The following is a 20,178-nucleotide window of genomic DNA, read 5'->3' on the forward strand; positions in this document are numbered from 1 at the left end:
TTGCCGCCCTTCTCGTGCTGATCATTCTTTTCGTCGTCGCCGGCGGAGCGGTCTTCTTCCTGTCGCGCGAAGAGGCGACCGTTCCGATTGCGGACACCTTTGGCCCCAACCCCACCCTGCCGGAGCCCAATCCGACTTGGCTGCCGACTGTCCATGTCGCCAAGGCCGCGCCATGGCCGCAGGGCACGAAGCCGACGGCGGCCCAGGGATTTGCAGTCAACGAGTTTGCCGGCGGGCTCGACCATCCGCGCTGGTTATACGTGCTGCCAAACGGCGACGTGCTGGTGGCCGAGAGCAATGCGCCGCCCAAGCCGGACGAGGGCTTCGGAATACGCAGCATACGCAGCTTCTTCATAGAAAGCATACGCAGCATACGCCGCTTCTTCATAGACCTCTTCCAGAGCCAGGCTGGCGCGCAAACATCTAGCGCCAATCGCATCTCGTTGCTGCGCGATCAGGATGGCGACGGAGTGGCGGAAACCAAAACGGCCTTCCTCACCGGGCTGTTCTCGCCATTCGGCATGACGCTGCTTAACGGCAAGCTCTACGTCGCCAACGCCAATGCAATTGTGGCCTTTCCCTACCAGGAGGGCGCCACCGAAATCACCGCACCGGCGGAGAAGATCGTCGACCTGCCGGCGGGGAGGAATCACCACTGGACCAAGGACATGACCGCCTCGCAGGACGGCACGAAGCTCTATGCGACGGTCGGATCCAATTCCAACGTCGGCGAGAACGGCTTGGAGGAAGAGGAGAACCGCGCCGCAGTGCTTGAGATCGATCTCGCCTCGAAAGAGACGCGTCTCTTCGCCTCCGGGCTGCGCAATCCGAACGGCCTGTCCTGGAATCCGCAAAGCGGCGAACTCTGGGTCGCCGTCAACGAGCGCGACGAGATCGGCAGCGACCTCGTGCCGGACTACATGACTTCGGTGAAGGATGGCGGCTTCTATGGCTGGCCTTACAGCTATTACGGCCAGCATGTCGACGATCGCGTCAAGCCGCAGCGGCCCGACCTCGTCGCCCAGGCGATCAAGCCGGACTATGCGCTCGGGGCGCACACGGCTTCATTAGGACTGACCTTCAACACGGGCGACCTGTTCGGTCCTCAATACAGGAATGGCGCGTTCGTGGGCCAGCATGGCTCGTGGAATCGCAAGCCGCGCAGCGGCTACAAGGTGATTTTCGTGCCCTTTACCGGCGGCAAGCCATCAGGCCCGCCTCAGGACATCCTCACCGGCTTCCTGAGCGAGGACGACAAGGCCTTTGGCCGTCCTGTGGGAGTGGCGATAGACCGGCGCGGCGCCCTGCTGGTGGCGGATGATGTCGGCAACAAGATCTGGCGGGTCGTTCCATCTCAGACGCAATCGGCACTTTGAGCGGTTCGTGCTGCCGGCGACCCGACGAGGAGCGATAAAACACCGCTTGCCATTGCATGTCGGACACGGCGTTCCGGCGCCGATCAAGACGAAATCAAGCTGTCGGCACCAGTCCGCGCCCGCGTGCATGCCGGACCCTCTGACGCATACGATCGGCAAGAGAAGCGAGTGAGCCTTGCGCCGTGCGCGTCCCGAGGACGGATTGGAGGACAACGCCCTGCGTTGCGAATTTGTGCTTGAACGACTCCGCGCCGCACAGGAAATCGACCGTGCCCAAGCCGTGATCGATCGACCACTGTATGTAGTCCATCATCAGGATCATGCCGGGCGACGCTTGGCTGAAATCCGGATCGAAAGTGGTCACGAACGCCATCATGGTGTGGTGCTGGACGAAGTTGATGGAGACCGCAACCATTGCGCCATCGCATTCAAGTACGAAAATGTGCAGCACGCCGGCGTGCGCCAACGCGTCGACGAGTGCGGCGAGCACCGGCGCTCCCTCTTCGAAAAGTTCGGATTCACGCTTGCGCTCCACCAGCCATCTGCGCTTCAGGGCAGAGAGCCGGTCCAGTACCGGCTGCAGTGGCTCGTCTGGCGCAAGCAGGCGAAATTTCACTTCCCCGGCTTCTTCCAGCGCCTTGACGCCGCGCCGATAGTTCTGCCGTGTCTTTTTCGACTGCTCCGCGAACCACGCGGCTCCGCTCGCCCACTGTCCGGCGACGCGATAACTGACTTCCTCTCTGTGATTGGGGCGAAGCCTGACCCCGCCGGAGGTATCCGGAGTGAAAATTCTGCGGACCGCCGCACCCGGCAGGAGATGATTGAGAAAGGCAATATCGAAGCCACCGGCGTCACAGATCCGGGCCCATACGTCCTGCAGGGCCGACAACGAGCATTCCGGGGCAACGAGAATATCGCCGTAGTCGGTATAGCTGCTGGCCGCCCATTCGAGAAACCGCAGGCCTTTGCGCTTGCCGATCGCCAGCGGAAAGACGGCAACGAGCCTGTCACCGTTCCAGACCAGGGCGATCCGCAGCGCGCGCTGGTCACGGTCCGCTACGGTATTCCACCACGCCGAAATCCAGGCATGACTCTGAAAGATCAGACCATCGGTGCGACGCCAAAGATGCATCCAATCGGCTTCGATCGCAGCCAGGCGATCCGCCGAACGGACAACTTCCAGGCGCTCTGCGCTCGAAGCGTCAATCGAAACAATGGTGTTCATGAAGTTGAACGATCCTGTGGCTGTGCGATGACATCGGGACGCCTCTGGAACAGTCTGGCGACATGCCCCCCCATCTTCTTGAGCGGCAGGATGTAAAGCCCAAAGAGCGATTGATAGTCGCGCACATCGCGATCGATCAGGCCAAATTTGAGGTCTTCATCCGGATCCGGGACGAACTGTGTCCCGAACAGGCGGTCCCAGAACGAAAACAGCAGGCCAAAATTCTTGTCGTAGTGGCGAGGGTCGATGCTGTGGTGCACCTGGTGCCAGTGCGGACACAAGATGATGTTGTTCAACGGCCCGAAGGATATCTTGAAATGGGTATGGCGAACAAAGTCCATCATCAGGATGTTGCGGATGACATAGACGTTGATGCCGAAAATAGCGATCTCTACAGGATCGAGCGCGATCAGGCTCCAGATGCCGAAGCAGATGCCCGGGATGACGCCGTCCCAGATGCGGTTCATCAGATCGTCCAGCGGATGAACCCGATCCTTTGTGATTCCCACCATCACCTCGGCCGAATGATGCACTTTGTGCAATTCCCATAGGAACGGGAAGTGGTGCTGGGCGACATGGTAGAGATAATACGAAATGTCGTAGGCGATCAGCATAGTTGCGGTGAAGATGACGATCGTCACCGGTTCGGCCGGGCCGCCGATGAGCGGCGCCTGGATGTCAAAGAGCCAGCCGATTGCCTGGTGCGTCCCATAGCCCACGGCGGCAACGAAAGTGACGCCGGCAGGGATGAGCAGGAAAGGCATTATCGCCCGTTTGGTGACCCAAAATAGGACATCCGCTCGCGCCGACGGGTGCAGGATGACTTCCGCCGGGAAAGCGAAATCGAAAAAGTCCCTGAGGGACTTATGCGCGACAGTTCGCCAGTAAGCGATCATCGCGCTGCCCAGTGCCGTGAAAAAAAGCAGGCCGAGCGTCAGCAGATTGAGGTTCGAAAGCTTTTCCACAATCACTCTGGCGAATTCAGAAAACATCGGTGCAGTGGCTCCTGGGCCGTAAAATGGCTACCGGCGAATAGCGAAGCAAAAAACTTGCCAAACCCACTGCATGTTGCCCGCAACCAGGTGGCTATTGCGGCTGCAACGAGCAAAGCATGCCGGATTTGCGCCAGACTAGCAGTTCAACCGTAACAAAACGCTAAATGTCGGAACGTAATTAATCTCGAATACGGCTGGAACAGCGGATGGCCCGCTCTGCTGCTGCGCCGGTCGCTATCGTTGCAACGGTGGGATTGCCGCGAGGTGGATCTTAATTCCGTCTTCGCCCACTTCGCCGTGCCAGGCGATGCGTTCGGCTGGCTGCCTCGCGCCAAAACGCGGTGAAACCCAGCCGCCCTGCCCCGGTGCGTCGCCGCCGGCGCGGATGTCGACCGCAGCGTCCGGAAAGCGAATGGCCATCAGCGGCTCGTCGCCGCGCAGCACTATGATCGCGCTTCCGTCCCGGTTGGTGCCGAGGCCGGCTGCGAGTTGAAAGACGACCTCGGCCACGCGCCTGCCGCCGAGCAGCTGGTCGGTCACGACGATCCCGTCGGCCAGGTGCGTCACGGTGCGCTGATGCACGACACCGAAGCGGCTTCTATACCCGTCATGCCGGGCGCAGAGCTTCCAGTGCGTTCCCGGCTCGCTCTCCACCAATGCCGCTACCGCCTTGTGCGACCAGTTGAACGTCCCGGCGATAATGCTTTGGCTTTTGCCCTCGATATTCAGCGTGTTATGCGCCGGTGTCGAGCGGAACCAGTCGCGCCAGACGCCCCCGGACCCGTAGAGCCAGGTGCCGGGGTCGACCAACACCGGCTCGCCATCGATGCACAAGGTGAGCGACAGCGCGTCGGCATGGCCGTGAGCCGCTATCGAGAGATAGCCAAGCGGGCCGTGGTCGAATGTCAGATCGATGCTGCGGCCGTTCATCTCACCGCGCCAGACGGAGAGCCCGCCTTGCGTGAACGTCTGCAGCCCATACGACACCGGTGCCGGTCCCGACGGCGTGCCAAAGAAAAGCGTCCGAAAATCGTCTGGCGCCGCCGCGTTGCCCGGCATCCGTAGAAAGCCATGGATGGCGGCGGCGACGGATCGGACATAGTCCGGTTCGTCCCCGAGCGTCAGCACGCGACCTTCATCGTTGTCGCCAAAGCCGGCGGCTGGTGGGAGCCAGCCGACGAAATCGGCAAATGCGGCCAGACGCGCTTCGACGGGCGAGGGAAACGGCGTTCCGGCCTGGCGTGCCGCAGCGGCGCACAGCAAAATGAGTTCGGCGGTGAAGGCCGCATATGTCGGGGTCTGCTCGGCACCGGCGCCATCGGCGAGAATCTGCTTGCGCGCCTCAGCCAGGAGGGCGCCGCGGACAGCGTCCGATTCGGTTCCCAACGCCAGGCCGATCAGATACTCGCCAGCCAGTTCTGCGACGAGATGGTTGTTGGCGGAGGAAAATCGAGAAGGGAACCGCGGCAGCCAATAGGCGCTTGCCGCCAGTATTTCACCCACTTGCTGCCATGTCGCCGGGCCCAGTCGGTCGCCGACGAGGTCCATGGTGACAATCAGGCTGATGGCACGCAGCGCTACTTCGATGCCGGAGGCCCAGCCAACCCCTCGAAACGGCGGATTGGCTGAATGCCAACTGTCGATCGCCACCTCTATGGCCATCCGGGACTGGTCGTCGCCGGCGAGAAGCAGGTGGACGGCCAGTGGCGGCAACTGCTGCAGCCGGTTGATCTCCCACACATATTTTACGTCGCCGCGATCGTCGCCATGGCGAAAATCGATATCGAAAGTATGGGCTTCGGGACCCGGCCAAAGCCTGCCGGTCACCGGATCAAGGCGCCAAAGCTCGGGAGGAAACAGCCGATCGGAGTCGCGCCGTGGCCATGTCCGCCCAAGTGCGGAAAACTGGCCCCCAAGCGTGTTTTGCGCCGCCGCCGCTATGGCTTGCCGTTGTTCCGGTGTCGCAGCCAGCGCAGCATCGCGCGATCCACGCAGCACCGGGTGCAACTGGGGCGAAGCATAGCGCTCCCAGCCGTCGTCGCGGCGGCGCGACGCGATCCTTCGACGCTGCTCGCCCAGCCGGTGCAACACCTCAGCCGGCTCCATGCTGCGCAACCGGTTGATGTACCAGCCGATTCTCATACGCGCTCCGCCAAGGGTTCGATTCTTATATACCATGCTGTCGAAAAGCCGCGCGACCGCAATCCTCCTTTTCCGATCCTGCGGTTAATATCTCCGACCATGATACGGAGAGTGGCTATGGGAAGGATGGCGTGGGTTGCAGCGTGGGTGCTCGGCATGGCGATAGCTGCCAATGCTGCGCCGATCCCGCTCCAGCGCGGCGTTGGCGTGCATGAATGGCTGAACTGGTCGTCGGTAGACGACGATGGATCCTACCGTTGGCCGCCCTATCGCAGCGAGAAGGAGTGGCGCGCTGGACATAGGCCGCTCACCGATTGGCCGGATGGCGAAGTGTTTGCGCGCATTCGATCGATGGGCTTCGACTTCGTCCGGCTGAGCGTCGACCCGGGCCCTCTGCTTGCCAGCGAAGGCGCCAAACGGCAGCAGGCGCTGGACATACTTGCCGCAGCGGTCGAGCGGGTCACGTCGGCCGGCCTTAAGGTGGTTTTCGACCTGCACGGCGTCACCCAGGTTCCGGCCTACAGCATGGAGACGATCTATGACGGTGCCGACAGCGAGGGCGTTGCCAGCTATCGCGAAATGGTCGTGGCGGTCGCCACCATGCTGGTCAAGGTTGGCACCGACAAGGTAGCCCTCGAGCCTTACAACGAGCCGGCATACTACCCCTGCGATTCGAGCGGGAGCGATGACTGGCAGCGGATCATGGCAGACACGGTCCGCGATATTCGCGCAGTCAGCACCGAACTCACCATCGTCGTAACAGGCGCCTGTGGCGGCAGCATTGCCGGGCTGGTCAATCTCACCCCGGGCTTTGACGATCCGAACCTCTACTACAGCTTCCATATGTACGAGCCGCACAGTTTCACGCACCAGCGGTCCGACGGGACAGGCGCCTTCGCCTCGGGCCTGCCCTGGCCGGCCGACAGCAGTACGCCCGAAAAGGTGACCGAAACCCTTAAGGCGCAGATGGACGCCGCCGGCCTGAGCCCGGTCGAGCAGGTGATGAACGTGGTCGCGGCGCGTGAAGCAGTCGCCCGGTATTTCGAGCAGAATTGGGGCCCGAGCCAACTCGAGGCGAGCTTCCGTCAGGCGGTCGACTGGGCCGAGGCCCATGGCATTCCCAGCAGACGGCTCTTCATGGGCGAATTCGGCGTCATCCTCATGTCTGCGGACGGCCGCATGGGCGCGTTCGACGCTGATCGGCTGCGCTATCTCAAGGCGGTGCGCCAGCAGGCGGAACGCTTTGCGATACCATGGTCCGTCTGGGAATTCTCCAATCCCTATGGGATGACCGTTATGCGGCAGGAAGGGCCTGCTGTCCCGGACTCGGAGATGTTACGGGCACTGGGCTTGCCGTAGCTGCCATTACCGCTCTTCGCGGAGGAGCAGCCGGGCGGCAACGCCAATCCTGTCCCGCCACAAGCTAGTGATCAATCACGCAACGGCAAGAGCTGCCGCCTCCGGCGGCAACCGCCGGTGGCACTTCATTCAGGACCGGCAGAGCCTGATCGAACCGGTCAAGCCCAGCTTTAAACCACCTTGGCGGCTTTCTCCTCGCGATCCGGTTCGTCGGCAACCAAGTGTTTAATACATTCGTCGTAGACAGCGACGCGAATACGCGCGCCCAGGGAAGAGATGATGTGCGGAATTGCCGGCTGGATCGGGCCGAGGGTCGAGAATCCACAAGATCGGGCCGCTAGAATGTCCAGCACATTGCGGCATCGTGGTCCCGATGCCGAAGGCATCGAGTTCTTGGACTTGAACACCGGCCAGAACCAATTGGCATTGGTGCACCGCCGGCTGGCGATTATTGATTTAAACGCCGAATCAAATCAGCCGATGCATATCGACGACGGTCGCCTCAGAATTATCTTCAACGGCGAAATATACAACTATATCGAGTTGCGCCAAGAACTGATCGGCCTCGGTCATCATTTTCGAACGCGCTCCGACACCGAGGTGCTGCTCAGAGCCTATGATCAGTGGCACTTGTCCATGTTCGACCGGTTGAGCGGCATGTTCGCTTTTGCGCTCTGGGATGCTCAGAGGCACGAATTGGTCCTCGGCCGGGATCCCTTCGGCAAAAAGCCCCTTTACCTCATGCAAAGCGAAAAATTGCTGTCCTTTGCCTCAGAGATCAACGCGTTGTTGTCATCGCAGCCAAATGCGCAGCAGCTCGATTTGGACGCTGTCCACGAGTACCTGCGCTGGCGTTACGTGCCTGGACCGCGCACGCTTTTCAAACAAATCCGCAAACTAAACCCCGGAAGCTATGCCGTTTGGTCGCAAGGGACCGTGACGGAAACGCGCTACTATACGCCTCCGGATCAAACAGATCTGACCGAGGATATCGACGACGAAACCGCCAAGCGGCGATTTCTGGAACTGCTCGACCATTCCGTCGAGATCAGAATGCGCAGCGATGCACCCTTTGGCGCCTTTCTCTCCGGAGGCCTCGACTCGTCAGCGATCGTAGCCCTGATGACCAAGCACAGCGACAAGCCCATTCGTACATTTTCGGTCGGTTTCAGCGAACCGGCTTACAGTGAACTTCCATTCGCCCGACGCGTCGCCGATCATTTCAAGGCTGATCATTGCGAATTGGTCATTGAGGCGGACGACCTGATTGACCACCTGCCCAAGTTGATTCGCCATCTGGGGGCGCCTGTTTCACAAAGTTCGGACATTCCAATTTACCTGATGTCTGAGCGAGCCTCGCAGGACGTCAAGATGGTGCTCACAGGGGAAGGGGCAGACGAGATTCTCGGCGGGTATCCCAAACATCGCGCAGAGTCATTAGCTGGAATCTACCGGTCGCTCGTTCCAGCCTTGCTCCACAACAACGTCCTCGCCCCTCTGATACGCGCCATGCCTGGCGCATCGGCCAAGTTCGATACATTTGCCCGAAGCGCGGGCGAAAGGGACTTTGCCACTCGGATGATCTCCTGGTTTGGGGCCATGACTGCGCGGGAACACGGTCGCCTCATCGGTGCGCCGGCCAATTGCCGCAATGAACGCAACGACTTCCCGTTCTCCTCAAGCGCGAAGGCATCCCATCTTCGCCGCGCACTGTTTTTCGATCAGACATCGTGGTTGCCTGACAATCTCTTGGAACGAGGCGACCGGATGATGATGGCCGGTTCAATCGAAGGAAGAATGCCGTTCCTCGATCGCGATCTGGTTGCGTTCGTCAGCAAACTGCCCGATCACTACAAGGTGGGTTGGCGGAAGGGTAAGCTGATCTTGCGCAACAGCATGGCCAACATGCTTCCTGAGGAAATTCTCAACCGCCGCAAGATCGGGTTTAAGGTGCCCGTCGCCGAATGGTTTCGCGGGTCGATGAGGAACTACGTGCACGACCATCTTTGCTCCTCTCATTCAGTCGTTCGCAGCTATTTGAGCGCGAAACACCTTGATCAAATCGTCTCGGAGCACACCAAGGGTGCCGCAGACCACGAAAAGCTAATATGGGCGCTGTTGAATTTGGAGATATTTCATCGCGAATTCGCGCTTGGAGCGCCGCAGTGACGCCAATGGGATCAATATCGCGCTCGACCCGCAGCTGCTCGTCTTGGGCTCATCTGCGCACTCAAGCGACAGCGCGCAAGCTCAGCGTCCACGTTTACAGGATAGCGTCAGCGCTTGACCGATTGAGCTTTTAACGCGACCGACCTCCAGATGTCGCAGATCGCGCCGACGAACGGTGCGAGCTCAAGCCGTTCCCGATGCACGGCCATCGCGGCAGCACCAAGCCTGGCTCTCAATGCCGGATTCTCGACCAGCCGTGTCAGCGCCTCGGTCAACGCCGCAACATCGCCGGGCGGCACCAGCAACCCGGATTGCTCGTTGGTGATGATGTCCTCCACGGCGCCGACAGGCGTCGTCACTACCGCGAGACCTGCAGCCATGCCTTCGATGACAGAGACGGGCAGGTTTTCGGCAAAGGAGGGCAGCACCAGAATGTCCGCCGAAGCGATCAGCGAAGCGACCTCGTCAGGCCCGACCCAGCCAGGAAGGGTAATGCGCTCGGCGAGGCCCAGTTCGGCCGTTCTCATCCGTGCGGCCTCGACGTCGCCATCGCCGGCGATCGTGGCGCGCCAACTCTTGCTCGGCTCCATGCGGTGCAGTGCATCCAGCAATTGCGGGACGCCCTTACGGTCGCCGATGCGGCCAAGGAACAGGATATGGACATGATCGCCGCCACCGACACGCGCCAAGGAGGGAACCGCCGTGGCGTTGGGAACGATGACAATTTTGCCGGCCGCCCCCGGTGCCCGGCTGGCTACGAAGTCGCGCCAAAGCCCGCCCAAGACGATCACCCGACCGGCACGCTCGAACAGAGCTTCGATGCGGCGGCTCATGAAACTGCGATCATCTTTCCAGAATGTCTCATACTGCGCCCCATGCAAGTGCAGGACATAGGGTATCGACAGCAGCCGTGCGCAGGCGGCTATCACCATCTTGCGATAGGTGCTGCCGGAGACTGATATATTGATGTGGATGACATCGGCGCGCTTCGCCAAACGCGCCGCGAGCATCCGCAAGCAAAAGTCAACCATATAGAAAATCGAAAACCGGACGTGCCCCGAGCCGCGGCTGGCAAGGAAGCGTACATCGATGTCGGCGATCTCCTGCCGCTCGAACTCCTGCTTCAGCGCCCCCATGATGCGGTCGATGCCTCCCTGCCCCGAAACGCCCGAGGGCGTCGCGACAAGGACATGCACTTTTCGATTGTGAATCAGACGCTGCAACATGACTCCATTTCGGAACTACAAAGCAAAGGTTTCAAACTAGGTTTACGACAAATCCGTTAGTTCAAACTGAATCTGTTCACCCTTTGCCGTCATCGCGCTGGATTTTCCGCCGGTCGACGGTTAATCGAAGGTGAATTTCCGGGGAAAACCTTTTGCTGCTCCGCTCCACGCTCATCTATGCCCCGGCGATCCTGCTGACGCGGATTTCCGCGCTGCTCCTGCTGGTCATCGTGACGCGGTTGATCGATCAGACCGAGTATGGCCTGCTGACCCTGGTGGTGACCGTCGGCGAAATGACCGACGTTGCCGTCACCAACTGGCTGCGCATCGCTTTGCTCAGGCTTGGCGGCAAAGGCGACGTCAGCCGCGGCAGCCTGATGCTGGCCGGGCGGGTGTTGCTTGCCAGCACGGCCCTGGCACTGATTATATCCGTGGCCGCCTCCGCAGTGATCGTGCCGGAGCGCTGGATCGAGTTCGCGACCGCCGTCTGCAGCTATCTGATCGCCGGTGCCATCGGCCGCTTCGCGTTGACGGTGCTGCAGATGCAGCAGCGTCATTCGGTCTATTCGATGCTCGAGTTCTTGCGCGCCGTGCTGCAACTCGCGCTGCCGATCGGCGCCATCCTCATGTTTCAAGATTCCTTTCTGACGGTATCGCTCGGCTCGAGCCTCGGTGTGCTGATTGCCGGTATCGTGGCGGGCATCATGGCATCCCGACGCATCGTTGCCGGTCCGCCACGCTTCACCCAGAAAGAGTTCTTCGTCCTCGGCGTGCCTCTGGTCATCATGGCGCTGGTAGGCTTCGGCCTGCACAGCGCAGAGCGTGTGGTCCTCAAGATCTATTACGATGCCGGCGCGGTGGCGATCTTCGCCGCAGCCTATGCACTGGCCCGCCAGCCGATCGACATGGTCGCCAACTCCATCAACATGGGCGCCTTTCCCGAGGTGGTCAGCCGGTTCGACGACGACGGGCCTGCGGCATCGGGCCGGCTGCTGTCGCAATTGATGGCCTTGATGATGCGCCTTTGCCTGCCGGTCGCAGCAATGCTGGTCGCACTCAGCAGCGATATCACGCAGCTTTTGCTGCCCTCCGAATATCACGGTCGTTTCGGCCTGCTCTTTCCGATCATCGCCTTCAGCGTGCTGTGTGCCAATCTCGCGAGCTTCGTCTATGGCACCGTGGTGCACGCGCACAAGCGGCCGTGGCTGCTGATCATCGCCAATTCCTTCGGCTCGGTGGCGACAATCGCACTGTCCGTGCTGTTGATCCCGCCGATAGCGGAGGTCGGCGCTGCTTTGGCGCTGGCGGGCGGATCGCTGGCAGGCCTTTTGGCCTGCATCATCATCAGCGAACGGCTCACGCCGGTGCCGGTGCCGTGGCGCGACATCGGCGTTTCGGTCGTCATCTCGCTTAGCACCGGGCTGGCCGCCAGCCTTGCCAGCGCTCTACTTCGCGATATGCCAGCCATCTTCCCGCTCGTCGCGGGCGGCACCGCTGGCGCAGTAGTTTTCTTCGGGCTGACCTGGCTGTTTTATCCCGCCGCCGCGATGCAATTCGTAGCCAAGCTGAGGGCGCGGTTACGGCTCGCATAGACCCGCGATGGTATCTTGAATCCGGTTGCCGTGGTCCTGAAAAGCGGTTCCGACGTCGGACCGATGCTGTAGCCCCAGGCGGCCGCCCCGTTTGTTGGGGTAATCGCTACTTATAGATCGACCTTTCGGCGTCCCCGACGAGCCCATAACTCCCGGCACAGCAGCGCTGCGTAGGCAGTGTTGGTGTCATAGTAACGGCGCCACAAGCGTCGCGGCTCCTGTGCGACGCGAAACAACCATTCCAGACCGGCCGCTTGAACCAGTTTTGGCGCCCGGGCAACCTTGCCGCCATAGACATCGAAACTGCCGCCCACGCCCATGACAAAACTCGGGGTGAGTTCGTCACGATAGCGCTTGAGAAAGCGCTCCTTGCGCGGCGTCGGCATCGCCACCAACAGGCAGTCGGCCCCCGAAGCATTGATCGCCTTGACGATGCCGGCCTCGTCTTCCGGCTTGAAATAGCCATTGCGCATGCCAGCGACGACGAGACCCGGATGATCCCTGGCAAGTCGCATTCTAACCGCATCGAGAACGGATTGTTCGGCGCCCAGGAGGAAGGGCTTGAAACCACGATTCGCGCAGAGGCTCAGCAGATTGATCATGATGTCGACACCCGCTACCCGCTCCGGAAGCGCGACGCCGCAAAGACGCGCCCCCCAAAGCACGCCGATGCCGTCGACGTTAATCACATCCGCCCTCGCAACATCTTCCCGCAGCTCGGTATTGTTGCGCATGTTCACAAGCTTGGCGACATTCACGACCACATGATGCAGCGGCCGCCGCAGGGTCATCGCCTCATCGGCGATGGCCAGCGTCTCGGCCATGGTCAACGCATGGATCGGCGCGCCAAGGAATTCCCGGCGCCGTGACGCCAACAGGCGATGCTGCGACCATGCTGGGTCGTGCGCGTTCATGCGGCCTCCTCTGCACTTGCAGGAAGTGCCAGGTGTTCGAGCGCTGATTTCTTGCCTTCGATGCGGGCGTCGGGCTTGCGTGCTTTGCGCCAGGTCCACAAACCCCTTGTGTCGATGAGCTTCTTGTCCTTGAGCGCTTCGGGATCAACCAGATTGAACTGCCGATGGTCGACCAGCAGGACGACGATATCGCACTGGTCGATGGCGGAAAGCGCATCGGTGAAGACGATGCCCTTACCCTCGAGTTCATGCGGCAGCCTATGTGTGTTGGGTTCGGCCGCGATGATCTTCAGGTTGGGAATATCTGACAAAAGTTTCACCACCTCGACAGCCGGACTCTCGCGCATATCGTCGATGTTGGCTTTGAAACTGAGGCCAAGACAAGCGATCGTCTGCTTGCGGGAAGGGTCGAGCAGGGCTTCTATATCCCTGACCACCGACAGGGGACGCTCGGAATTGATCCGGCGTGCCGAAGCCATCAGCCGCGTGCTGTTGGGCGCGGCGTCGATGATAAAATACGGGTCGACGGCAATGCAGTGGCCGCCAACGCCCGGGCTCGGCTGCAGGATGTTCACGCGAGGGTGCCGGTTAGCGAGATCGATCACCTCCCAGACGTTGAGCGACAGATCCTGGCACACTGCCGCAAGCTCGTTGGCAAAGGCGATATTGACGTCGCGGAACGCGTTCTCGGTCAGCTTCACCAGTTCCGCGCTTTCGGCCTGGGTCGTGAACAGGTCGCCGGCAACAAAGGTTGAATAGAGTGCCGCGGTGCGTTCCGACGACTTGCGCGACAGTCCGCCGATCGAACGATCGTTGTTGATCAGCTCGGTAAGGACCTTTCCCGGCAACACGCGCTCGGGCGAATAGGCGACCAGGACATCGGCCTCTTCGCCATGCACGAGAGGAAATTTGAGATCGGGCCGCAACTCGGCAAGCAGTCCCGTCATGATGCGCGTCGTGCCGACCGGCGATGTCGATTCCAGCACCACAAGGTCTCCCCGCTTCAGCACGGAGGCGATGCTTCGTGCCGCCGCGAGCACATAGCTCACATCAGGTTTGTGATCCTCGGTCATCGGGGTCGGCACCGCGATGACAAAGGCGTCCGCCGGCTGCGGCGTACTGAAAGCCCTAAGCTTGCCGTTGGCTACAACCTTCTGGATCAAACCATCAAGGTCCGGCTCGACGATGTGGATTTCGCCGCGATTGACCTTCTCGACCACCGCTTCGTTGACGTCGACACCAATGACGTCGAGCCCACGACTGGCGAAGATGGCACACGTCGGCAGGCCGATATAGCCCATGCCGATAACGGAAACGATTTTGATCTCAGCCATGATGCAGCAATTCCTCAACGATCCGGTTACTGGCCCGGCCATCGCCATACGGGTTGTGTCGTTCCGCCATGCCGCGATAGGCGGCCTGATCGTCGAGCAGGATGTTGGTATTCGACAAGATTTTTTGGATATCGGTGCCGACGAGACGGGCGGTACCCGCCGCGATCCCCTCGGGCCGCTCGGTATTCTCACGCATCACCAGCACCGGCTTGCCGAGCGAAGGCGCTTCTTCCTGCACGCCGCCGCTATCGGTCAGCACCAGATAGCTCTGCTTCTGCAGGAACAGGAACGGCAGATAGTCCTGCGGGTCGACCAGGTGGATATTCGGCACGCCACCCAGTTCTGCGTTGACCACCGAGCGCACATTGGGATTGGGATGGACCGGATAGACGATCTGCACGTCCTTGCGCACCGCCAATCCCTTCAGCGCCGTACAGATACGATGGATGCCACCGTCGAAATTCTCACGGCGATGACCGGTGACGAGGATCATTTTCTTGGCGGGATCGAGGAACGGGAAATGGGCGGCGAGCTTGGCGCTCATCAGCTTGTCGGCGTCGATCGCGCCGGAAAAATGCAACAGCGTGTCGATCACCGTGTTGCCGGTCACGAAGATGGTGTTCGCAGCCTTTCCTTCGGCGATGAGATTGTCGCGCGCCTGGATGGTCGGCGCAAAATGCCAGGTCGCTATATCGCCGGCAATCTTGCGGTTCAGTTCCTCAGGAAAGGGAGAGTTGATATCGTGGCTGCGCAATCCTGCCTCGATATGGGCGACCGGGATGCGCCTGTAGAAGGCAGCCAGAGCCGCAGTCATCGCCGTGGACGTGTCGCCTTGCACGAGGACGATATCGGGCTTCGCCTTCTCCAGCACTTCGGCCATACCCAGAAGCACGCGCGAGGTGACATCGAACAATGTCTGGCCGGGCTGCATGATGTTGAGGTCGTGATGCACCGGCAAGCCGGTCAGTTCGATGACCTGGTCGACCATCTCGCGATGCTGGCCGGTGATGCATGTCTCGGTAACAAAACCCGGATGGGCAAGCGCGGCACGCACCACCGGAAAGCATTTTAGCGCCTCCGGCCTCGTGCCGAACACGATCAGCAGCTTTTGCCTGGACGGCAGTTTCGGATGTGAAAGGACGTTCATTGCTGATCCTGGTCGCCAGAAGGCGTCGCGACCTGCTGATTATTGGCCACAAGAGCTATAATAGCGGCAGAAGCCGCCCCGGTGACCTTAAATCTTAATATATGATTAACAGCCAAGCCCGCGTTCTCCCCGGTAACTCTTATGAAAGCCTAACCCGATAGGTATCCTGGCACAGTAGTCTTGAAAAAGAACATATTCGATTGACTAATATTTTAATTATCTGCCACACCATCGGATCTCGGCGCTGGGAAAATGAGCTTCTGGTGCGGTTGAACGCAGCTGGTCACGTGGTTTCGAGTTGCCGCGCGCCTGCGCCTGCGCCGATCGCACGCGGACTAGATACCGTGCTGGCGATCGAGAGCCGACGCTTCGGTCCCTCATTGGCAAGCCGCTCCGAACCGTTGCCGTCTGGCGGTTCCGGTCCAGCCGACCTCGTAATCGATCTCACCGGCACTGCCGCACGACGAGGCACGCCGGTTCTGACGCTCGAATTTTGCGGCCACAGCACCTTCCCCGCCGGTGCGGCCGAGATGCTGGCGAGCGGGCGATTGCCCGAACTTGCCGTTCGCCTCGATGGCGTCACAGTCGCCCGGGGGCGACCGATGCTCAGCGACCGGCTCTGGCTGTCTCGCAGCTGCAACGACCTGCTCGCTGGGGCCATCTCGCTGGTTGCGCAAAGTGTCGCCCGTTTTTCCGCGGGCGAACTTGTGCCGATTGCCGATAACCCGGCGCCGATCCTGAGGAACGGCGGTTTTGTCCGGCACTATCTGCCCTTTTTCTGCAGGGGGTTGGTCGATCGCGCCGTGCAAAAACTCAGACTTGGACGGAGCCCCTTCTATTGGCAGGTTGCCTATCGGCTGATCGACGGGCCAGGTGTCGCCGAAATGGGGCAACTCGACGGTATGCCGTTCACCGTCCTCCCGGACGACGGCCAGCGATTCTATGCCGATCCATTCGTCTTCGAGCGCGATGGCCGCCACTATCTGTTTGTCGAGGAATTTCCCTACGCTTCCGGTCGCGGAATGATTTCTGTCGCCGAACTGGCTGACGGCGGCACCTTCGGCGTGCCGAGGGTGGTGCTGGAGGAAGCGCACCACCTGTCGTATCCGCAGGTGTTCGCTCATGCCGGCGAGATTTTCATGATTCCTGAAAGTGCGGCGGCGCGCGAGCTTGTGCTCTACCGCGCAGCGCAGTTTCCAGATCGCTGGGTACGCGACACCGTGCTGATGACGGACAAGGATTTCAATGACGCCACGTTGCTCGAATCGGATGGGCGCTTCTGGCTGTTGGGGACGGAGCGGTTCGGTTACGGCAGCGCGTCGGATACGATGGCCGTCTATTCCGCACCCTCGCTGCGCGGGCCGTGGGTTGCGCATGCGCTCAATCCCGTCGCCGTCGATCACTCGGCCGCTCGGCCCGGCGGCGCCTTTATTCGCCAGGGTGACGCCGTAGTTCTGCCGGTGCAAAACGGGTCGAGAGCCTATGGCAGCGGTCTCGGGTTAATGCGGCTGGATAGGCTTGACGAACTCGATGTCCGTTTTGCGCTGCCCCGCCCGATCGGCCCGGGACCGGCATGGGCCCGCGCGGGCATTCACACGCTTAACCGTGCAGGCAATGTCGAGGTTGTGGATAGCGCGGGCTGACGCGTTTGGAGTCTGTGCTTATCCAAGCCGATCCAGTTTTGGCTCGGATGCAGCCGTGGCCGACAATATGCTCGTCGGTTGGTTTCTATAGGCAAGCAGCAGCACCACGATAATGGTGATCTCCGGCGATTTTGACGAAAGCGCGTTGTTCGATAGCGCAGCAAGCAGGAACGTTATCGTGCCGATCCATGCCGGCAGCGGCGCCCCGCGCAGCAGCCGGAAAATGAACCAGAATACCAGCGCGATAAAGAGCACGGCTATGGGCAAGCCGAACAGCATGACGATGACCACCGGAGCGCTCTCGATGTAGGGCAGATGCAGCTTCTCGTTAACGATCGCCAGCAGGTCGTCGACATTCATGCCAAACAGGATGTCTTTCCAGCTAACAAGTCCGAACACCTGGTAGATCGTCACCCGAGCCATGAAATTTTCGTCAAAGATCGTGTTGCCGAAGCGATTCAGCAGCCCGCCCGAAAACAGTATGGCCACCAGCACTGCACCGCCCGCCACGGCGAACAGCAGCACAACAGACTTGGCCTGCCGCTGGTGCTTGAGAGTCAGGCGCGGCCAAGGCACGAACATCAGCAGAATGAGGGTTTCTCCGGCAGCGAGCAACAGGGCGGCGCGGGCGCCTGATGCAGCACAGCCGACGAGCAATACGAAGATCGCCAGCACCCGCACCCATATGCGCCAGCGCGTCAGCGGTACGAATCCGATGGCTGTGGCGCAGAGCGCGCCTAGGGCCAGCGGGTGCGCCGATAGGCCGATTGGCCTGAACTGCAGTTCGTTGAGACCGTACGGCAGAAATCGATGTTGAGTCACCGCCTCGATCGTGCCCATCACTGCGCTGAGGATCACCATCCCAAGCACGACGTCGCCCAACGCCCGCCGCACTTCCGCGTTCAAGGCCAGCATCAACAGGCCTGCGGCGCCCGCCACCAGATAGGTATCGATGATGAACCCGGAGGAGCCGGCGCGGCCGGTGATGAACAAATACGGCACCAGCGCGAAAATCAGCCCAGAATAGAGCAGCGAAGCCTTGAAGATTCCAATTTCGTCGCCCTGCAGCAGAAACGGCCGGCTGAAAAGCACCAAAGGAAGCAGCAGAAAGATAGCATAGGTGCCGAAATGCAGTTTCTCATAGAATGAACCACCGTCGGCCGTATAGTCGACGACCATGTTCATAATCTGCGGAGACACCGTGAAGCGGAGAAGGAACGCCAACGCAGCGCATAGGAAAAACAGAATCGACAGCGCGTTCTGACGGCGCGCCTGACTGGACAACAATCGTTCCGATGCGGCAGCGGGAAAGCTCATGGCCCATCCAAGTGGGAGTATTCAAGCGGCATTCTGGCCAACGAGATCCGTGCAAGGGACCGCCGAACGGACGCGGCGTGTGACTCGGCAAAATATGCCAACTTGGAAAATGAGATGTTAACGATCTTTCTGTAGTGCTGGCCCGCGTAGCGAATAGCAAGAGTTAGCACCATGTCCGCCGCTTCCGGCACAACCCCTCCCTCTGCAGCGGATTCCGACATCAGCGCACTTGAGCGGATCGCCAATGCGCGGCGCGCCAGCAGGGCAAGGCTGCAACAGGATGCCCCAGTCATGGCACGCACCTCCGGCCCTGTTACTCCGCAGACACCCGAGCCTGTCCCGACGGTGACGCTCGACAAGATCGGCGATTTCCTTGAACTCGATTTTCGACGCCTGTTTGTCTGGCTGCGTGCCGGGCTCGTCTTGGCATTGATGCTGGCAGTGGCCGGCGGCGTCATCGGCGCCGCCTATGGGTTGCTGAGCAAACAGCGTTATACCGTTACGACAGAAATCCTCATCAATCCTGCCAATTTGCAGGTTGTGGAAAACGATCTTTATTCGCAACCGGGTCAGGTCGATAGCCAAATACTCAACGCGCGCAGCAAGCAGCGCATCTTGACCTCGGGCAACGTGCTTGCACGTGTAGTGGACGAACTCGGTCTGACCAACGATCCGGAGTTTTTCGACCCGGACCAGAGCGCCTCCACGCCTGGTGCTGGAGCGAGTAGCGCCAAGTCCGATCCGAAGCTTATCGCCCAGAAAAGCCTGGCGGAGCGGGTCAGCGTCGCTGCAGATGAAACGTCGTTCGTCACAACCCTCTCGGTATCGGCAGAAACCACCGGCAAGGCGATCCTGATCTCGCAAGCCATAGTCAAGGCTTTCCAGGAAGAACTGGCCAAGGCCGAAGCTGCTGGTGCCAGCCGTGCCGCAGCTGCTCTTGAGGGCCGGCTCGGCCAACTCAAGCGAGACGTGCAAGCGGCCGAAGAGAAGGTCGAGAGCTACAGGCGCAGCCACAACCTGTCCGCCAGCAATGGCCAGCTTGTCAGTTCGCAGACGATGACGCAGCTCAATAGCGAAATTGGACAGGCGCAATCGCGCGTCATCGCTGCGCAGGCAAGTTACGACGCCTTGGTTGCTTCCGGCGTCAATGGAGCCAATCCTGACCCAGCGGTTTCGGCAGCACTCGCGGCACTGCGTGACAAGACAAACGGCCTGCGGCAGCAAATCGATTCACAGTCGATGACCTTTGGTCCGCGCCACCCGACGATTGTCCGGTTGAGGACAGAATTCGAAACCGTCAGTTCTCAACTCAGGGCGGAGTTCGCCCGCACGGTCGGCACGGCAAAAGCCAACCTGGACAAGGCCAAGGCCTCATTGGCTTCTCTCAGCGCCAAAATGAACGATCTGAAGAGCAGTGTTTTCACCGACAGCGAGTCCCAAGTCGCTCTACGCGAGCTTGAACGCGATGCCGCCTCAAGGAGGACGATCTATGAAAGCTTCCTGGCTCGCGCGCGCCAAATCACCGAGCGCGAGCAGATCGACACCACCAATGTACAGGTGATTTCCACCGCGGTGCCGCCAGCGGGGCGCTCGTGGCCGCCCCGCACACCCCTGATGGCAGGCCTGGGAGCTTTCGCCGGCTTTGCTCTAGGCATGCTGCTCGCCCTTGCCATGGGCATCGTGCGCGACGTGCGCCAACCGCCGAACCGATCAGGCATCGACGTCAGCCGAGCCTGAAT

At 60.7% G+C, this 20,178-nt stretch carries 14 protein-coding genes; 6 read left to right on the forward strand and 8 right to left on the reverse strand.

Going from position 1 to position 20,178, the window contains the following annotated elements; all coding sequences use genetic code 11:
* Positions 1-59 precede the first annotated feature (59 nt).
* Positions 60-1,376: a PQQ-dependent sugar dehydrogenase gene (locus NKH12_RS12610; protein WP_352953441.1), complete on the forward strand. Its 1,317-nt coding sequence runs from the start codon at positions 60-62 to the stop codon at positions 1,374-1,376.
* 94 nt (positions 1,377-1,470) lie between these two features.
* On the opposite strand, the gene NKH12_RS12615 is transcribed toward NKH12_RS12610, so the two are convergent.
* The 3 genes from NKH12_RS12615 to NKH12_RS12625 all read right to left on the reverse strand — a co-directional run bounded on the left by NKH12_RS12615 (position 1,471) and on the right by NKH12_RS12625 (position 5,738).
* Positions 1,471-2,601, reverse strand: coding sequence for a GNAT family N-acetyltransferase (locus NKH12_RS12615; RefSeq protein WP_352953408.1), 1,131 nt, complete (start codon positions 2,599-2,601; stop codon positions 1,471-1,473).
* Positions 2,598-3,593, reverse strand: coding sequence for a sterol desaturase family protein (locus NKH12_RS12620; RefSeq protein WP_352953409.1), 996 nt, complete (start codon positions 3,591-3,593; stop codon positions 2,598-2,600). Before NKH12_RS12620 ends, NKH12_RS12615 begins: the two co-directional genes overlap by 4 nt.
* Before the next feature lie 237 nt (positions 3,594-3,830).
* The gene (locus NKH12_RS12625; RefSeq protein ID WP_352953410.1) at positions 3,831-5,738 is read right to left on the reverse strand and encodes a heparinase II/III family protein; all 1,908 of its coding nucleotides are present in this window, start codon (positions 5,736-5,738) and stop codon (positions 3,831-3,833) included.
* 117 nt (positions 5,739-5,855) lie between these two features.
* Here NKH12_RS12625 and NKH12_RS12630 point away from each other — a divergent pair, with 117 nt between their 5' ends.
* The gene (locus NKH12_RS12630; protein WP_352953411.1) at positions 5,856-7,097 is read left to right on the forward strand and encodes a glycoside hydrolase family 5 protein; all 1,242 of its coding nucleotides are present in this window, start codon (positions 5,856-5,858) and stop codon (positions 7,095-7,097) included.
* Between the two features lie 279 nt (positions 7,098-7,376).
* Positions 7,377-9,266, forward strand: a complete 1,890-nt coding sequence (asnB, locus tag NKH12_RS12635) for an asparagine synthase (glutamine-hydrolyzing) (RefSeq protein WP_352953442.1) — start codon at positions 7,377-7,379, stop codon at positions 9,264-9,266.
* Positions 9,267-9,373: 107 nt separating this feature from the next.
* Here asnB and NKH12_RS12640 read toward each other — a convergent pair whose 3' ends face one another.
* The gene (locus NKH12_RS12640; protein ID WP_352953412.1) at positions 9,374-10,492 is read right to left on the reverse strand and encodes a glycosyltransferase family 4 protein; all 1,119 of its coding nucleotides are present in this window, start codon (positions 10,490-10,492) and stop codon (positions 9,374-9,376) included.
* A 152-nt stretch (positions 10,493-10,644) separates the two neighbouring features.
* On the opposite strand from NKH12_RS12640, the gene NKH12_RS12645 reads away from it, so the two are divergent.
* Complete coding sequence (locus NKH12_RS12645; RefSeq protein ID WP_352953413.1) at positions 10,645-12,084, forward strand: lipopolysaccharide biosynthesis protein; 1,440 nt, start codon at positions 10,645-10,647, stop codon at positions 12,082-12,084.
* A gap of 110 nt (positions 12,085-12,194) precedes the next feature.
* Here the strand turns inward: NKH12_RS12645 and NKH12_RS12650 are convergent, their stop codons facing one another.
* Genes NKH12_RS12650 through wecB form a run of 3 tightly spaced genes read right to left on the reverse strand, consistent with a single transcriptional unit; the run spans position 12,195 to position 15,479 of the window.
* Positions 12,195-12,998: a WecB/TagA/CpsF family glycosyltransferase gene (locus NKH12_RS12650; RefSeq protein WP_352953414.1), complete on the reverse strand. Its 804-nt coding sequence runs from the start codon at positions 12,996-12,998 to the stop codon at positions 12,195-12,197.
* Positions 12,995-14,332: a UDP-N-acetyl-D-mannosamine dehydrogenase gene (gene wecC, locus NKH12_RS12655; RefSeq protein ID WP_352953415.1), complete on the reverse strand. Its 1,338-nt coding sequence runs from the start codon at positions 14,330-14,332 to the stop codon at positions 12,995-12,997. Before wecC ends, NKH12_RS12650 begins: the two co-directional genes overlap by 4 nt.
* Complete coding sequence (gene wecB, locus NKH12_RS12660) at positions 14,325-15,479, reverse strand: non-hydrolyzing UDP-N-acetylglucosamine 2-epimerase (RefSeq protein WP_352953416.1); 1,155 nt, start codon at positions 15,477-15,479, stop codon at positions 14,325-14,327. The genes wecC and wecB overlap by 8 nt, the downstream gene beginning before the upstream one ends.
* A 344-nt stretch (positions 15,480-15,823) precedes the next feature.
* On the opposite strand from wecB, the gene NKH12_RS12665 reads away from it, so the two are divergent.
* Complete coding sequence (locus tag NKH12_RS12665) at positions 15,824-17,122, forward strand: glucosamine inositolphosphorylceramide transferase family protein (RefSeq protein ID WP_352953417.1); 1,299 nt, start codon at positions 15,824-15,826, stop codon at positions 17,120-17,122.
* A gap of 18 nt (positions 17,123-17,140) precedes the next feature.
* Here the strand turns inward: NKH12_RS12665 and NKH12_RS12670 are convergent, their stop codons facing one another.
* Positions 17,141-18,439: a VpsF family polysaccharide biosynthesis protein gene (locus tag NKH12_RS12670; protein WP_352953418.1), complete on the reverse strand. Its 1,299-nt coding sequence runs from the start codon at positions 18,437-18,439 to the stop codon at positions 17,141-17,143.
* A 171-nt stretch (positions 18,440-18,610) separates the two neighbouring features.
* Here NKH12_RS12670 and NKH12_RS12675 point away from each other — a divergent pair, with 171 nt between their 5' ends.
* Positions 18,611-20,176 carry a GumC family protein gene (locus NKH12_RS12675; protein ID WP_352953419.1) on the forward strand — a complete coding sequence of 522 codons (1,566 nt, stop codon included), beginning with the start codon at positions 18,611-18,613 and terminating at the stop codon, positions 20,174-20,176.
* Positions 20,177-20,178 lie beyond the last annotated feature (2 nt).

Origin of the sequence: Mesorhizobium sp. M1322, assembly GCF_040318085.1 — a bacterium.
Classification (GTDB): Bacteria; Pseudomonadota; Alphaproteobacteria; order Rhizobiales; family Rhizobiaceae; genus Mesorhizobium.

Coding starts and splice junctions, on each gene's coding strand:
- NKH12_RS12615 (WP_352953408.1), bottom strand. CDS start 2,601: ATGAACACCATTGTTTCGATTGACGCTTCGAGCGCAGAGCGCCTGGAA.
- NKH12_RS12620 (WP_352953409.1), bottom strand. CDS start 3,593: ATGTTTTCTGAATTCGCCAGAGTGATTGTGGAAAAGCTTTCGAACCTC.
- NKH12_RS12625 (WP_352953410.1), bottom strand. CDS start 5,738: ATGAGAATCGGCTGGTACATCAACCGGTTGCGCAGCATGGAGCCGGCT.
- NKH12_RS12630 (WP_352953411.1), top strand. CDS start 5,856: ATGGGAAGGATGGCGTGGGTTGCAGCGTGGGTGCTCGGCATGGCGATA.
- asnB (WP_352953442.1), top strand. CDS start 7,377: ATGTGCGGAATTGCCGGCTGGATCGGGCCGAGGGTCGAGAATCCACAA.
- NKH12_RS12640 (WP_352953412.1), bottom strand. CDS start 10,492: ATGTTGCAGCGTCTGATTCACAATCGAAAAGTGCATGTCCTTGTCGCG.
- NKH12_RS12650 (WP_352953414.1), bottom strand. CDS start 12,998: ATGAACGCGCACGACCCAGCATGGTCGCAGCATCGCCTGTTGGCGTCA.
- wecC (WP_352953415.1), bottom strand. CDS start 14,332: ATGGCTGAGATCAAAATCGTTTCCGTTATCGGCATGGGCTATATCGGC.
- wecB (WP_352953416.1), bottom strand. CDS start 15,479: ATGAACGTCCTTTCACATCCGAAACTGCCGTCCAGGCAAAAGCTGCTG.
- NKH12_RS12670 (WP_352953418.1), bottom strand. CDS start 18,439: ATGAGCTTTCCCGCTGCCGCATCGGAACGATTGTTGTCCAGTCAGGCG.
- NKH12_RS12675 (WP_352953419.1), top strand. CDS start 18,611: ATGTCCGCCGCTTCCGGCACAACCCCTCCCTCTGCAGCGGATTCCGAC.